The organism is Shewanella sp. 125m-7 (assembly GCF_052977045.1).
In genome coordinates this window covers 30984-46828 of sequence record NZ_JBRILQ010000010.1, presented here as the reverse complement: position 1 = coordinate 46828, position 15845 = coordinate 30984, and the positions used below count along the sequence as shown (strand labels likewise).

9 protein-coding genes are annotated in these 15845 nt (G+C 44.2%); 5 read left to right on the top strand and 4 right to left on the bottom strand.

Annotated elements, in window-relative coordinates; genetic code table 11:
• Positions 1 to 8: 8 nt before the first annotated feature.
• The 3 genes from ACVBIL_RS06860 to ACVBIL_RS06850 all read left to right on the top strand — a co-directional run bounded on the left by ACVBIL_RS06860 (position 9) and on the right by ACVBIL_RS06850 (position 5438).
• A complete protein-coding gene (locus tag ACVBIL_RS06860; RefSeq protein ID WP_447166234.1) occupies positions 9 to 1121 on the top strand; it encodes a DUF481 domain-containing protein in 1113 nt (370 codons plus the stop codon).
• 379 nt (positions 1122 to 1500) lie between these two features.
• Positions 1501 to 4155 carry a parallel beta-helix domain-containing protein gene (locus tag ACVBIL_RS06855; protein ID WP_447166233.1) on the top strand — a complete coding sequence of 885 codons (2655 nt, stop codon included), beginning with the start codon at positions 1501 to 1503 and terminating at the stop codon, positions 4153 to 4155.
• Positions 4156 to 4238: 83 nt separating this feature from the next.
• Positions 4239 to 5438: an SO2930 family diheme c-type cytochrome gene (locus tag ACVBIL_RS06850; protein ID WP_447166232.1), complete on the top strand. Its 1200-nt coding sequence runs from the start codon at positions 4239 to 4241 to the stop codon at positions 5436 to 5438.
• A 983-nt stretch (positions 5439 to 6421) separates the two neighbouring features.
• Here ACVBIL_RS06850 and ACVBIL_RS06845 read toward each other — a convergent pair.
• Entirely contained in the window at positions 6422 to 7420 is a 999-nt protein-coding gene (locus ACVBIL_RS06845; RefSeq protein WP_447166231.1) for a helix-turn-helix domain-containing protein, read from the bottom strand.
• An 815-nt stretch (positions 7421 to 8235) separates the two neighbouring features.
• On the bottom strand, positions 8236 to 9204 hold the full coding sequence (locus ACVBIL_RS06840; protein WP_447166230.1) for a dihydrodipicolinate synthase family protein: 969 nt from the start codon (positions 9202 to 9204) through the stop codon (positions 8236 to 8238).
• 480 nt (positions 9205 to 9684) lie between these two features.
• Here ACVBIL_RS06840 and ACVBIL_RS06835 point away from each other — a divergent pair, with 480 nt between their 5' ends.
• Positions 9685 to 10467: a nuclear transport factor 2 family protein gene (locus tag ACVBIL_RS06835; RefSeq protein WP_447166229.1), complete on the top strand. Its 783-nt coding sequence runs from the start codon at positions 9685 to 9687 to the stop codon at positions 10465 to 10467.
• 637 nt (positions 10468 to 11104) lie between these two features.
• Here the strand turns inward: ACVBIL_RS06835 and sohB are convergent.
• Both sohB and ACVBIL_RS06825 read right to left on the bottom strand, forming a co-directional pair.
• Entirely contained in the window at positions 11105 to 12133 is a 1029-nt protein-coding gene (gene sohB / locus ACVBIL_RS06830; protein WP_447166228.1) for a protease SohB, read from the bottom strand.
• Between the two features lie 146 nt (positions 12134 to 12279).
• Entirely contained in the window at positions 12280 to 14814 is a 2535-nt protein-coding gene (locus ACVBIL_RS06825) for a VolA/Pla-1 family phospholipase (RefSeq protein WP_447166227.1), read from the bottom strand.
• A 262-nt stretch (positions 14815 to 15076) separates the two neighbouring features.
• Here ACVBIL_RS06825 and ACVBIL_RS06820 point away from each other — a divergent pair, with 262 nt between their 5' ends.
• Complete coding sequence (locus ACVBIL_RS06820; RefSeq protein WP_447166226.1) at positions 15077 to 15814, top strand: YciK family oxidoreductase; 738 nt, start codon at positions 15077 to 15079, stop codon at positions 15812 to 15814.
• Positions 15815 to 15845: the final 31 nt, after the last annotated feature.

Sequence of the window (15845 nt, the reverse complement as noted above, 5' to 3'; positions counted from 1 at the left end):
AATACCACATGCGCTATACACTTTTAGCAGCGAGTTGTTTCGCTGCTCTATATACGAGTTCGACCTTTGCTGCAGAGCTAATCACGGTTTCCCACGAAGTGGTCTCACAAGAGCAATCACTCAAACCTGAACAGCTTTATCCTCCCGTTGACAGCAAGTTTGATTGGCTACAACTGACCTCTCTTGAACTTTTAAAAGGTGAGATTAAAAATCTTTATGACGATAAGCTAGAGTTTGAAAGTGATGAACTCGATACTGTCTATATCGATTGGGAAGATGTCAAAGTTTTGCAAACTAGTGGCATTGTCAGCATAGGTTTTACCGATCTTAGTACTCAGACTGGACGTTTATTAGTAGAGAACGGTAAGTCTTATATCGATGGTCAAGAGTTTGATAACTCGCAGATCATGACAATTATTGCCGGTGATCAGTCTGAGGCTAACTATTGGTCGAATAAAATCAGCTTAGGTGCCAACTTTAGAAGTGGTAATACAGACCAAATCGATTACAGCGCACTCGCAAAAACTATGCGCCGTACAACCGAGTCTCGCTTTAACCTAGATTATATTGGCAACTACTCTAAAACCGATGGTGAAAATCGCATTAATAACCATCGTATCAACACCAACTTTGACTGGTTTATCTCCAAACAGTTCTACTTAAGACCTGTATTTGCTGAAATCTATAAAGATCCTTTCTCGAACATTGATTATCGAATCACTGTCGGTTCGGGTCTCGGTTACAACCTTGTTGATAACTCAAAAACACAATGGAGTATCAGTGGTGGTCCGGCATACACTTATACCCGTTTTGGCGAAGTCGCTGAAGGCGAAGAAACTGACGATGGCAGTGCAGCCATGGTGATTGAAACTGTCTATGACACCGAAATCACCAGCGATATCGACTTTAATACCTTATATCGTGTGCAATATGGTAATGAAAAGTCAGGTGGCTATACTCACCATGCTATCGCAACATTAGCCATCGAACTAACCAGCATATTCGACTTAGATCTGTCTTTCGTTTGGGACCGCATTAATAACCCGCAACCTGATTCGAATAACTTTATCCCTAAGCAAGATGACTATCAGTTCATCATCGGCTTTGGTATCGATATCTAAGCGCGTATTAATACATTAGTTTTGTACTCCTAAAAAATCCCTGTCATTAATCATGTCAGGGATTTTTTATTGATGCACTGTCCTCGCAACTCTTTTCTGTCATGCAGTTCAACATGCGCTTAGGCTTGATCAAATAAACCAGCTGTAGTTCGGTAAAATAAAACCCAATAAGCCAAATATCACTGAATCCATACACGCGTTTAAATGTGACGGGCTTCACATTATTTTTCAGTACCTAAGCTCACTCACTTTGTTTGATCGACTCTAAAACTCAATTGATAACACCTTGTTATCAAATTGTTGTCCACATTTCACATTGCTTATCTTGTACGCCAGTGCAATCTAGTAGCTGCATAATAAAAATAAATTTGGAGACGCTATGTTCAACAAGAAACCTTCTTGGCTCATGCCAACTTTGATAGCCAGCGCTGTTGCAATAAGCTTGGGGGCTTGTTCATCAGACGATGACGATAATGTGGTTGCAGACGATACGACAGAAGTTGTCACCCCTGCGCCAGATCCCGGCCCGACGTTCCCAGAAGGCGCCATCATGATTGAAGATGGCGAGAATCTCACCATCCGTATTCAAGAAGCCCTGATTAATGCACAAAGTAACGATGTCATCGTTCTGCCTAAGGGCAACTTTGAAATTGAATCGACACTGCTGTTTGACGGTGATGTGGACGGTGATGGAAGCTACGCTAAAAATGTGACCATTATGGGTTACGGCATGGAAGATACCGTTCTGGATTTTTCAAACGCTAACTCAGGTGACGGTATTTTTGTGCAAAATGCGGTCAACATTATTATTCAAGACATGTCGGTTAACGAAGCGAAGAACAATGGTATTAAGCTTAAAAATACCAATGGAATTATCCTGCGCCGCCTCGCTACCGTATGGGAGGGTGAGCTAGATGAAGATAACGGAGCCTACGGTCTTTACCCTGTAGAGTGTGAAAACATCCTTATTGAAGATACTTATGTCCGCGGTAGCGCCGATGCGGGTATTTACGTTGGCCAGTCACAATACATCGTTGTACGCCGCAATATAGCTAAAGAAAACGTCGCGGGTATTGAGATTGAAAACTCAAAATATGCCGATGTATATGACAATGAAGCCATGGGCAACACCGGTGGTATTTTGGTATTTGATTTACCTATTGGTAACCACAGGTACGGCTCAAGCGTGCGTATCTTCAATAACAAAGTCTACGATAATAATACTAAAAACTTTGCTAACGCCTCAGCTAATCCAGCTGGAGTACATATCGTTCCACCAGGAACAGGTATGATTATTCTGTCTACCGACGATGTCGAGATCTTCAACAACGAGATCACCAACCACGACACCATGGGAGTCGCGATAACCAGTTTCTTTATTGCCGAACCTGATATGGCCACATTTGTCGCTAACTATGGCCAACCCGGTCAACCTATTGAAGATGGCTGGCGAGCAACCCCGCGTAATATCTATCTGCACGATAACGTCATTGAAGGCTATGGTAAAAAGCCAAATGGCTACCTAATTGATGACATCATTAAAGGCTATCTGTTTACCCGCGGCCAGTTCCCTGCGGTACTTTACGATGGTTTAGGTGAAATGCTATCAAACAATGGTACTGCCGCTTATTTAGGCCTGCAAGAGCTGCCTTTTGCAGCGGATGGCAGTGATAATATCTGTGCCAAGAATAACGGCGATGCCTCCTTTGGCCGCCTATTCTCCAATGACAACCCCGACCCGACCAGTCCAGACTTTCTGTTTGAAAAAACGCAAGCGGACATCATGGACTGCCAGCAAGTTAGTTTACCTGTACATACGGTCACCTTTGGCGATCAGATCTTTGGTTGTGGTGTGGATGACGAAACTGAAGGTTGTGATGGCGGTAACCAAGTTGGTGGCGGTGGCAGTATCGGCGAAAATGAAGGTGGATTAGACGGCGATGGTGACTTAAGTCTATGTACAGCTGAAGGGGCTAATGCATCTTGGGATGCACTACTTAAAGCAAACTGCCCAAGTCTTTCTGACTACAACTTATTTGCCGATATGAAAGATCCTACCAATGCACCAAACTCTGGTGGTATCCCTTACGATATGAATACCCAGCTATTTACTGATTACTCAAGTAAATACCGTTATGTATTTGTGCCTGAAGGAATGAAAGCCAACTACTCGGCAACAGAGTCGATGGACTTCCCAGTGGGTACTGTCATCGTGAAATCATTCGCGCTCCCGGCAGATACCAGTAAGCGCGGAATTGCTAATGAAGATCTAGTGGAAACACGTCTGCTTATCAACCGTGAAACAGGCTGGACGGCATTGCCTTATGTATGGAACGCTGAGAAATCTGACGCAGTATTAGCGAAAGCTGGAGCTATTCAAGGTAAGAGTGTTATGCATAATGGTACTGACATGGACTTTGATTATGTCGTGCCGAGTATGAACCAGTGTAAGCAGTGTCATCAGTTTAAAGCCGATGCAGACAGCCCTGCTAAATTTGTGCCAATTGGTCCTAAAGCACGTTATCTGAATAAAGATTATGCCTATAGCGACGGCAGCATGAACCAGCTATTAAAGTGGCAAGCCGCCGGTATATTGCAAGGCGTACCAGATGTTGCAACCATTGATACAGTGCCAGCATACAATGATGGCGATGAAGCAAGTGTTACTCAGTTATCAGATTCAGAGCTGATGGATACCGCTAAAGGTTATTTAGATATTAACTGCGCTCATTGTCACCGCCCAGAGGGTAATGCTTCTAATACAGGCTTAAAGCTTGAGTACTGGAGAGCCTACGCCGAAGACGCGGGTCTATCACACGGTACCTGTAAATCCCCCGTGGCTTACGGCGGTGGTTCACTCGGTTTCGATATCGTTCCAGGTAGCCCAGAGGAGTCGATTCTTCACTTTAGAATGGAGACCAACGACCCTGGCGACAGAATGCCTGAGATTGGACGTAGCCTATCGCACGCTGAGGGCGTCGCCCTCATCAACGAGTGGATTAAGCGTCTACCACAAGCAAGCTGCTCAAACTAAACGCTTGTAACTGACCTAAGGCCGGCTAATCACCGGCCTTTTTTCTCACTAAAATTGACAGCAACAAAAATGGTGGCTGATGTATGCATAAACGTTTTTTACTTGTCCTACTGTGGCCATTATTAATCTGGCAATTGGCGGGCTGTGGTGGCTCAGATGAACAAGCCCAGCTCAATGATCCCAACCTTCCTCCAGCGGTCACTCCAGATCCAACTCCAGACCCTAGCCCTGATCCAACATCAAGCTGCGAGGCCAATACCACAGAAGTAAACTGGGAAGCTCTGATGAATGAAGAGTGTGACTCGTTGGCGCAATATGGATTATTTGTCGATCCCAGTATTCCAACAAGCTCCCCTGTAACGCCAGGAATAAGCTACCAACTATCGACCCAGCTTTTTTCCAATTATGCCAGCAAGCATCGCTTCATTTTTGTGCCAGAAGACAAAACGATCGCTTTTGCTCCCACAGCCACCTTTGATCTACCAGTTGGGACGGTACTGGTTAAGACCTTCTCATTACCCTTTGATACCCAAGTTACTGGTGCGAATAACGAAATCCTCATTGAGACCCGGCTATTGATCCACAGAGAAACCGGCTGGACCACTCTGCCCTATATTTGGCAAGACGGCGAAGCAAAACTGCAGATAGCAGGCAAAGAAGTCCCACACTCCCTGAACCATAAAGGTGAAAGCCAAAGTTTTGATTATCACGTGCCAAGCCGAGCCGAATGTAAGCTCTGCCATCAAACCAGCGCTGATAGCAGTCGTATCGAACCTATCGGCTTAAAAGCTCATCTGCTCAATCGCCCTATCGACTATCAAGGCGCTCAAATCAATCAATTGCGTCTTTGGCAGCAAACTGGCCTGCTCACAGATCTACCTGAACTCGCTGATGTGGGGAAAGCTTATGATATTTTTGATGAGTCTGCGCCATTAACAACCCGAGCAAAAGGTTATCTCGATATCAACTGTGCTCACTGTCATAACCCTCAAGGCTTTGCCAGTCTCTCAGGTTTAAGATTGGGATTTTATGTAGACCATACCCGTTTTGAATATGGGATTTGTAAACAGCCTCCAGGTTGGGATGGCGGCGCACGAGGGCTATCTTACGATATTATTCCCGGTGACGGTGACCACTCAATTTTGGTGTACAGGCAAGAGTTAAACGAGCCTAAAGACAGGATGCCGCCAATTGGTCGCAGTCTCGCCCATACTGATGCAGTGGCGTTAATCGAGCAATGGATCGATGAAATGGCACCTGAGCTTGGTAACTGTCAGCAATAGCGCTGAATATTGCCACTCGCTAACTTGCTCGACAGAGGTTATATGCTGACGATTTAATCGATGATATGGGACCGATTAAATCGCACCGGAGCTTGGTAACTGTCAGCAATAGCGCTGAAAAAGATTGGCGTTCGTATTGCCACTCACTAACTTGCTAACTCGCTGACTTGCTAGACAGAGGTTATATGCTGATGATTTAATCGGTGATATGGGACCGATTAAATGGCACCTGAGCTTGGTAACTGTCAGCAATAGCGCTGAAATAAGATTGGCGTTCGTATTGCTACTCGCAGACCTGCTAGACAGAGGTTATATGCTGACGATTTAATCGGTGATATGGGACCGATGAAATTGCACCGGAGCTTGGTAACTGTCAGCAATAGCGCTGAATATTGCCACTCGTTAACTTGCTAACTTGCTGACTTGCTCGACAGAGGTTATATGCTGACGATTTAATCGGTGATATGGGACCGATGAAATGGCACCTGAGCTTGGTAACTGTCAGCAATAGCGCTGAAAAGATTGGCGTACGTATTGCCACTCGCTAACTCGCTGACTTGCTGACTTGCTGACTCGCAGACCTGCTAGACAGAGGTTATATGCTGACGATTTAATCGATGATATGGGACCGATGAAATGGCACCGGAGCTTGGTAACTGTCAGCAATAGCGCTGAATATTGCCACTCGCTAACTTGCTAACTTGCTCGACAGAGGTTATATGCTGACGATTTAATCGATGATATGGGACCGATGACAACGCACCTGAGTTTGGTAACTGTCAGCAATAGCGCTGAAAAAAATTGGCGTTCGTATTGCCACTCACTAACTCGCTGACTTGCTGACTTGCTAGACAGAGGTTATATGCTGACGATTTAATCGGTGATATGGGACCGATGAAACGGCACCGGAGCTTGGTAACGGTCAGCAATCGCGCTGAAATAAGATTCGCGTTCGTATTGCCACTCGCTTACTTGCTCGATAATCACGATGTAAGTGGTCGATTTAATTGATGAAAGTGCCCTGGTGGATGTCCTATCCAATGTTTAAAGCTTTGACGAAAATGGCTCACGTCACTAAACCCCATTAGATCCGAGATCTCATCAATTGAATAATCACTCGTTAGAATCAAGTCTATCGCCATTTGACAGCGAACTTGATCCACTAACTTTTGATAACTGGTATTGGCATTGGCCAATTTGCGCCTAAAGGTTCTGGCGCTAATATTTTGGGTTTCAGCCATGGCCTCCATGCTGGGTAGATCAGGAGCCTGTTGGCGTAAAATAGCCAAAATATCTGAAATATAAGAAGCCGAGCTATCGATACAGACGCTATTGTCAGTCAGCTCAAACTGAAAATTTATCGGTAACTCAAGATAACGGTGCTCAATGGACCACTCAAAAAACTCACTGTTAAAATTAACTTTAGCGCCCGACTGACTAATGAGAAACTCAGCCCCACGCTCAGACTCTGCAAAGTTCACCTGACAGAGCCGGATGTTCTTATTTGTCAGCTCTTTAGCAAACGCCAATAAAGAGCAGATACTGTGTTGAAACTGACAACTATAACGCTGCGTATCGACTCTATTGGTGTTTAACCATCTCACATGAAGCTTACCATCATAATTACGTAGTAAGGTGTCTGAAAAGCTGCCCACTAGTTCAGGGTGAGAAATCGCGAACTGTAAGCATTGCCCTAACGTGTCAAATTCAGCCAAATAAGGCAGCAATACGTCAAGATCGTTAACTTGATAGGCCGTTGCGGCCTTTGCTGCAACCTCAGGGTCTTGACTCAAGCGGCGGATATAGCTCATTGCATAATCAACCTGCCACACATACACAAACTCACTCAGCATCAGTTCAGCCTCACCGATGCCAATATCTGCATATAGCTGCGCGACAGATGCTGGCGAATAATGCTGTTTAAGATAGCAAAGTAAGTTCTTTAGCTCATAGGCAGGATACGACTGATCACCTACTCTCATATGTGGTTTATAACTGCAGGCCTGTTGCATTGCACTCAAAAACTGATGAACGGTAATAATATTCTTAACGGATCTAAATAAGAATTAATAGCCTTTTATTAATTTAAGCTTAAAAAAACATGCTTACCTTCGAATGATGCTGATTGCATTTTTTATTTGGTGTTACCAGATGATGTGTTTGAACAGGTAGCTTCATCGCTATCAATCGCCTGCTGGTGCTGGTCAGGATGTCCGAATGTCGTAATCACATGGTCAATGATGCTCCCTACATCATAATGACATTGCCCATATCCAGGAGGGTCAGAGGTGAAGGAACGACGTATGTGCAGATACTGCTGAGATTCGGCCCTAGTACGTCCCTGTAGGCTCAACGAAAACATCTGATCTGAAAGGTTTTTGCATAGTCTATGAGCTATGCCTGTCTATCTTCCTCGATGGTGTTTTCGTATACTTTGCGTACACCTAAATGTTTTCAGTCTACAAGTTTTAATTTTAAATGGAGTTAATAATGCAAATTTATCCTAAGGGTCCTGAGTGGCGAAAATGGGACTGACATGTTCATACACCAGCTTCAGTGCTAAAAAATGAATTTGGTGATGACTGGGATAATTACGTTGTTACATTATTTAAGAAAGCAATAGACCATGATATTGGTGCAATAGGCATAACCGATTATGACTTGCCTGTAGGCTACAAGATTTAAAAAAAGGAATATCTTGATAACCCCTCCAAATTAAGCACGCTTTTTAATTCTGAAGGCGGAAACAAAAAGCCCCGTAAAAACGGAGCTTTCTCTTTTTGAAGATTTGAAAGGATTAGTCAGCTAAACCCAGAACTTCAAGTCTTTCTTTCGCTAGAAGATATCTTGCGCGGACATCATCAATTTGCTCTTGAGTTAGCTTCTTACCAAGGGTAAGAAGACCGCCATCAGCGTCATTATGGTGAATACCAAAAGCAAACTTAAGGTATTCCATAAGCAATGGTTGAGCATCAAGGTATGAGATAGAATTCATAGCCTGAGAAATTTTGTTTGCCTCAGCCCATTCTCCATTATTAACATATTCCTGCATAGTCACACTAGCTTTTGGAAATACACAACCTACGCCTGTAATTCCACCGCATGCGCCAGCAAGTCCTGCATGTACAGTGACAGTGTCAACACCTGCCAGAATTTTTAAATCTTTGTTTTCTAACATCAGCGTTTCAATAGTTGAAACATCTGTAGTTGATATTTTAAGAGCCGTTACTTCGGGTAGAGCAGCAAGTTTTCTAAGAATATCTGTTGAAAGCGCATGATATCCGGCTGCATCAGGGTTGTTGTAAGGCATAATTGTTATGCCTGCCTCTTTTGCAGCTATTGCAGAAAGCTCATAGTAAGCATACATGTCTTCATCAGAAGGCGCTTCCTTAGTTTTGGGTGGCATCACCATTACGGTATCCACGCCAACCGTCGCGAGTTCCGTAACGATTTTGGCAAGCTCTTCTTTAGTTTCGGCCGCAGCGCCACTGATTAATGGAACATTATATTGTTTAGCAACATCAGAAAGGGCTTTAAGTAAAGAAAGACGCTGTTCAGAGCTTAGGTAGCTATTCTCACCTAGAGTGCCAGAGCCGACAAGCCCACCCATTCTAGTTCCGCCTTTACCTTGAACTTTCAAAATATCTGCAGCGTACTTTTGGGTTGCTTCAAGGTCAATTTCAAGGGCACCGGATTCTGACTCTTTTAGCCATGTAAACACGGCCGGCATAACCGTATAGCGCCAATCTGTGTTATTTGTTTCCATCATATTACCTTTTTATTAAAAATTACATCATACAGAACTCATTGTATAAAATATACCAAACAAACCGCATAAGTTAAACCCCTTCGGCAAAGCCGGAGGCTTATTGGTAACCAACAACATTTGAAACTGGAAATGAGTGGTGCACTTCTACTTTGAACAAGGGTTAGCTTTCGAATGAAGGCTGATTACATTTATTTTTGAATCATTGTTATAGGGGAGTTAGTTCTGCACTGACGCTGAATAGTTATTAATCGCCTGCTGCGGGCATATGTGCAGTCACTGCTGAGACTCCCCTCTAGTACGTCCCTGTAGGCTCAACGAGCCAACAGGGACACCCATGATTAATCGCATTCTTCATTAATTGCAATCCATAGATGGTATTAGTGCTCTATGATTAATTAGCCATAATACCAAAGAGAAAGAGCAGCATCTAAGGTTCAAGGGGCGCGGGAGATTACATTAGACACGAGGAACTGAGTAATGACAGAAAGCAAGAAAATAGCAAACGCAAAGGGTTTGTATCTCGAAGGCATCAGAGATGGCGACATACAAGCGGCTCTCGATAAATACACAGGAGCGCGCTATATCCAGCACTCCACAGGTGTCGGTGATGGAAAGGAAGGGTTCCTCGCATTCTTCCAGTCGTTTATGGCGCGCAACCCTAAACGTGAGATTCAGGTGGTTCGCGCTATCGATGATGGCCAAAAAGTTTTCATTCATGTTTATCAGAGCTTAAATAATGGCGCGAATAAATGGGTTACTGCCGATATCTTTGACACCGATGACCAAGACCGAATGATCGAACATTGGGATGTGATTGCACCCTACGTTGAGGAGACCGTTTCAGGTCGCTCCATGATTGATGGTCCAACCGAAGTCGAAGACCTCGGTAAAACCGATGAAAACAAAGCAATTGTACAGGCCTTTTTTAATGACGTGTTGCTGGGCGGCAAGTTTGACACAGTGATGAATTACATCTCTAGCGAACAATATGACCAACATAACCCCAGAATTGGGGATGGGATGGAGGGGATAAGAAAACACTTACAGAAGGTTCGTGGTGAAGGTGCGAGATACCTTAAACTTCATCAGTTAATCGGCCAAGGTAATTTTGTGGTGACCTTGAGCCTTGCTCATTGGAATGACAAGGATTGGGCATTTTGCGATATCTTTCGGCTAAAAGACGGAAAACTCGTTGAACATTGGGATGTGCAGGAGGAAATAGGTCCAGAAGATACTTGGAATAACAGTGGCAAGTTTTAATTTGTGCAAGCTCTAAGTAAGAAGCCACAATAGAGTCAGCGAGCCCTGAATATATTAAAAAAATATGACTCTTCTCAAAGCGTTAATCTCACCACGAAGCGCTGCGCTTTCACGGAGGTTACGGAGAAGGTCCTAGAGCAAAAGATCAAAATGTTTGATGACGAGCCTTTTGCCGCTGCTTTTGTTCTAGCTATTACTTTTCTTCGGGTAGCGTAGCGCTCCGTATCCCAATAACATCCGTGTTTAACGGCCAGTTCGCTATCCCTAGCTCTCGCTTATTAGCACATGGCTTCGCCATATTCGTCGTGGTAAATGGATTTTGTCCAAAAGTGAGCTGGTAAGCTCAATCTTTGCGTCAAAAATAGAGCTAAATTGATTAGGTCGATGACTAAGTGTAGATGCCACTGCGAGCTCCGATGACAAGGCCGCATTATGACGTCCGTGTCACCACGGCATTTGTGATTCCGTTCACATCAGGTGTCATCGTAGAGCCCATAGGGCCCCTTTCTCTTATAAAGAAGTGCGGCGTCTCGAATAGGTAGCTACAGACTAGTCTAGCACCACGCTAGATGAGCTAACTCACATAAAAAAACCTGCACTAGGCAGGTTTTCTATATTGGAGTAAATCCACTCGCGCTTATTTAAGCGGTTGGTTTTTCTCTGCAAACTGATTAAAAATAGTGTTAAACGACAATGATGCACCATGGGCAATCTTATCTGATAACGTCTTCTTAAGCTGATAATGCACTTTGATCACAGTCCGCTCATTCGCAAGCTTCATAATAACGTCGTCACTGGTTGCAATCTCATCAATTAAGCCTAGTTCAATCGCTTGTTGACCATACCAATGTTCACCTGTAGCCACTTTAACAAGGTCTAAATCTGGACGGTATTTAGCAATAAACTCTTTAAAGAGCACGTGGGTCTCTTCTAGCTCTTTTTGGAATTTTTCACGACCTTCGTCAGTATTTTCACCAAAGATGGTAAGCGTGCGTTTAAAGTCACCTGCAGTGTGCTGCTCGTAATCAATATCGTGCTTTTTCAGTAGACGATTAAAGTTTGGCACCTGAGCCACTACACCGATAGAACCAACAATAGCAAACGGCGCAGAATAAATTTTATTCGCGACACAGGCCATCATGTAGCCGCCACTTGCAGCGACCTTATCAACGCAAATGCTGAGTGGGATCTCAGCCTGTCTTAAACGGTCAAGCTGGCTAGACGCTAATCCATAGCCATGGACCATACCGCCGCCACTTTCGACATTAACAATAACTTCATCGCCCTTTTCGGCAATAGCTAGAATGGCACTGATCTCTTCACGCAATGACGCCACTTCACTGGCATCGATACTGCCTTTAAAGTCAACAACGAAAACCTTAGGCTCCGCTTCTTCTACGTTATCTTTTTGCTCTTTTTCTTTTGCTTTCTCATCCGCTTTTAATTGCTTTTCATAAGCCTTAAATGCTTTCTTAGACAGCAACTCTTCTTTCAAATCATGCTTAAGTGAGTTTAAGTTATCACTCAGATTTGTCAGCTTAAGCTCACCTTTATCCGTCTTGTGTTTAATCGTTGAAGCAAGCACTACAATAACAACCGCAAGAATCGCCACGACAATCGTGACAGCCTTGGCCAAAAACAAACCGTATTCGTACAAAAATTCCAAAATACTCTCCAGCTTAACCAGTTATATCCCTTCAATTGGCAGCTATTCTACCAGCCTATTTACTAATAAAAAACGCCAATAAAAAACCCAGCTTTCGCTGGGTCTTTTTTTAAGCAAAATCGGCAATATGCGCTAGCAAATCTAGCCTAAGGGCAGCTTTGAATCACACTGCTGTCTTGCACTAATATTGTTGCTGAGCCTTTACCTGCTGTTAGCGCAAATGCTGCCACTTCTTGCTGCATTTCAACTGTTGCTTGCGCCGCCATACCGTCAGTCACTCCATCAACTTCAGTAGGACTCACAATAGAACTATGGTGACCTTTACTAAACCTTACCACACCAGAACTTGCCGTGGTTCTGTCTACACATTCTAGGCCAAGATTAGCAATTAAAGGTTCTGTACCTGATAACGGGAAACCATCAACTTGATTTGGCAACACTTGATCTGCCTTGTTAGAGCCATCACCCACAACTTCGATAAGGTGTACAGGGACTTGAGTCGCCGCTAGCGATACAGCATGGTTAATTGGATCGGCACTGTCGACTGCGGTTTGAACCGCAAATGCAAATGTGGGTATAAACTCAGCGTATACCGCTGCAACAATCGCATTATATTCATCACTGCCTTGCTCTGCATCATTAACATTAGCCTCATCAACCAGTTCTTGAAATGCTGCAGTTGCTACAATCGTTTCAAACAAAACAGGGCCGAATGTTGCCGAACCTGCAAATGTACCCGCTAAACCACCAGCTGGAGCGACTAACGATGTGGCGTTAATACCATAAGCATTTGGCAACTCTGTGCCACTTGCAGGATCTCTTAGACCAGTAGATGCATAGTTGGAAAACGTTGTACCAACGATGCCACCTAAACTTAAGCCCTGAGCACTGATTTTGCTGATATCAAAAATCTGTGGCTGCTGGGCTTGAGCAAGACCTAGATATAAACCTGTTAGTGCCGCACGCAGCGCTAAATGGTCAACCGTTGCTTGGCGGAAATTATCACGCACAGTCAAGGTGCTAGCAATGTTAACAAAAGCCAGTGGATTGCCGTTTTTAAAGGCATCGGGTGTACCGACAACAGCGCCATAGCTTGGATCCGTTGCTGATACTTCATAAATGCCATCACCATCGGCGTCAAATGAGCGCGCACCATGCAGTGGCATATCAATTGATATAGTAGCGATACCTGATGCAGCGTAAGTACCTGCATAAGCCAGAGCCATTTCTTTACCACCGCCTAAACCATGCATGCCAATGGTCGTAGGCCAGCCGTTTGTTGGCGCTGTAAACGGTAAACCTTGTTGCTGATAAAAACCGGCAAGCTTAGTCGCGTTAGGTAAGGTAATTTGTACAGCAACTTTCTCATATCCCTTAATCGCTGGGATTGGGTTGAACTTAGTAAGATGCTTAGTTGGATCTACAGGTGTACCATCATCTAACAACCAGGTTTTACCTGCAAGCAACGCAGGATTGGTCAAAGCTGCAACCGCATCAACGCCTTGAGCTTCTGCTTGGGCAAAATAATTGGCTTGGCTTAGCGTTTGTGCTTCTAACGCCAATAGCACTGAAACAGGGCTATCGCCTTGCGCTTTCCAGTGGCCGTTTATTAAAGGATTCAGATCTGCATCCAAACACGCTACCGAAGAGCAGTCGCCATAAATAGGCACTTGAATTTCAGCCTTATAAACATCTGCTAAGTCTGAAACCACATAAGCAAGGCCATCAGCTGGCGTTAAACCAGCGGCTTGGGCAACTGTAATCACATTACCGCCCATAACAACCGGAGCAGGCATTGCAGTTAATTTGGGCGCGTAAGGATTAACCGTATTACCTTCTGCTGGAGCAACCATCAATAATTTGGTGGTCTCATAAACATCAGCCACTGACTGCGTCGTAAATAGTCCCGAGTAAGTCACCTCTTCAGAATTCGGACCACCAGCTGCAGCCATACCTTTTTCGTAACTGTTAACTAGAGTTTGTAAAAACAGCTGTTCAGGGGTTTCTAATGGCTTAGTTTCAATATCAAGTTTTAATAAACCATAAGTGGCAGACGGCGCAACTGGACGCCCAGCGGAATCTTGAATAAGCGTTGTAGTTGCATAAATATATGACTGACCAGCTTTTAGTGGCTTAAGTGGGATAATCGCCACTTTATTGCCTGAGGCTTGGGAAACGTAATCAACGCCAAATTGTAATTCATCGCCCACTTTACAGGCCGAGACAGAAGGTGCGCCGCTACATTCAGGATCCGATGACAGTGCGCCGCCAACGGTTGCTTCAAATACGCGAACAGCACCCGGCTGAGCAACGGATGCGGCATCAATCGTCAACACAGCGCCATCGTTATCTGTTGCTGGCATAACATCGATAGTAATTGGTGATGTTGTCGACCAACCATCGAGTGCACCTAATGCAATTTGGGGATCAGTATAATCACCATTTTCTTCACTTGGCGCATCAGGATCATCACTTTTGGGAATATTGATAGTGCCATCCATTGTGCCATTAAACAGTAAATCGTTTGGTAGCGGGAGTTGGCCATCAGCCGGATCAAAAACCATAACAGACTGAGGGACCAAAGGCTCAGTTTTGTCCACTAATTCATCATAAGTATCTTCGCTACACGCGGTGAGCCCCAATGCAGAGGTGATTGCTACGCCCAAAAAGAGTTTTTTCATCTTTTTTCCCCAAATCTTGTTGTAATAATTTTGTTTTCACTTCGAAATTGGTCACAATAGTAAATAATGTATGACCAAGAGGACTTATTGTTAGTCCTTGACTGAATTCAAGTTAACGTAAAATTATTGACTTAGCTACATTTTTGTCACAAACGAACACCAATTAAGCGGGCAAAAATTAATCGTTTGTTTTAAACGGCTGTTTATCGTATCAGCGACTCTAGAAGTGACGGGCGTTTGCGCTCTGAGGAAGTAATAACTCATGTTGGAATATCAAGCTGCAAAAGATTTACTAAAAGACAAAACCATTTTAGTCACAGGCGCAGGAGACGGTATTGGTAAGGCCGCGGCAATCGCTTTTGCAAAACATGGCGCAACGGTAATCTTATTAGGCAAGACAGTAAAAAAACTAGAAGCGGTATATGATCAAATTGAACAAGCGGGTTACCCTACTCCTGCCATTGTTCCACTCGATCTAAAAGGTGCGACTGAACAGAACTATAAAGATATGGCTGACACCATCGAAGAGCAGTTTGGTAAGCTTGATGGTCTACTCCACAATGCTAGTGTGTTAGGTGTTTTAGGCCCGTTCGAACACATTACCATGATCACGGTAAATGAAGTGATGCAGGTAAACGTTATCGCAGAAATCATGCTCACTAAAGCCTTGTTGCCAATCATGCGCAAATCAACGAGTGCATCACTGCTGTTTACCTCTAGCAGTGTTGGCCGTCAAGGCCGTGCTTACTGGGGCGAGTATGCTATTTCTAAGTTTGCCACTGAAGGCATGATGCAATCACTTGCCCATGAGTATGAAGATACAAATGTGCGCGTGAACAGTATCAACCCTGGTGCCACTCGCACAGGTATGCGTGCAAATGCCTACCCAGCAGAGAACCCACAAACACTTAAAGCACCTGATGACATCATGGCCACTTACCTGTACTTAATGGGTGATGACTCTAAAGACATTAATGGTCAGCAGCTAAACGCTCAGTAAACCACTCTTAACATAGAGGGGTAAAGTAAAG

Bases quoted from the DNA above. Each gene is read 5' to 3' on its own strand.
- ACVBIL_RS06855 (WP_447166233.1), top strand. From the start codon at position 1,501: ATGTTCAACAAGAAACCTTCTTGGCTCATGCCAACTTTGATAGCCAGC.
- ACVBIL_RS06840 (WP_447166230.1), bottom strand. From the start codon at position 9,204: ATGGAAACAAATAACACAGATTGGCGCTATACGGTTATGCCGGCCGTG.
- ACVBIL_RS06860 (WP_447166234.1), top strand. From the start codon at position 9: ATGCGCTATACACTTTTAGCAGCGAGTTGTTTCGCTGCTCTATATACG.
- ACVBIL_RS06825 (WP_447166227.1), bottom strand. From the start codon at position 14,814: ATGAAAAAACTCTTTTTGGGCGTAGCAATCACCTCTGCATTGGGGCTC.
- ACVBIL_RS06835 (WP_447166229.1), top strand. From the start codon at position 9,685: ATGACAGAAAGCAAGAAAATAGCAAACGCAAAGGGTTTGTATCTCGAA.
- ACVBIL_RS06850 (WP_447166232.1), top strand. From the start codon at position 4,239: ATGCATAAACGTTTTTTACTTGTCCTACTGTGGCCATTATTAATCTGG.
- ACVBIL_RS06820 (WP_447166226.1), top strand. From the start codon at position 15,077: ATGTTGGAATATCAAGCTGCAAAAGATTTACTAAAAGACAAAACCATT.
- ACVBIL_RS06845 (WP_447166231.1), bottom strand. From the start codon at position 7,420: ATGAGAGTAGGTGATCAGTCGTATCCTGCCTATGAGCTAAAGAACTTA.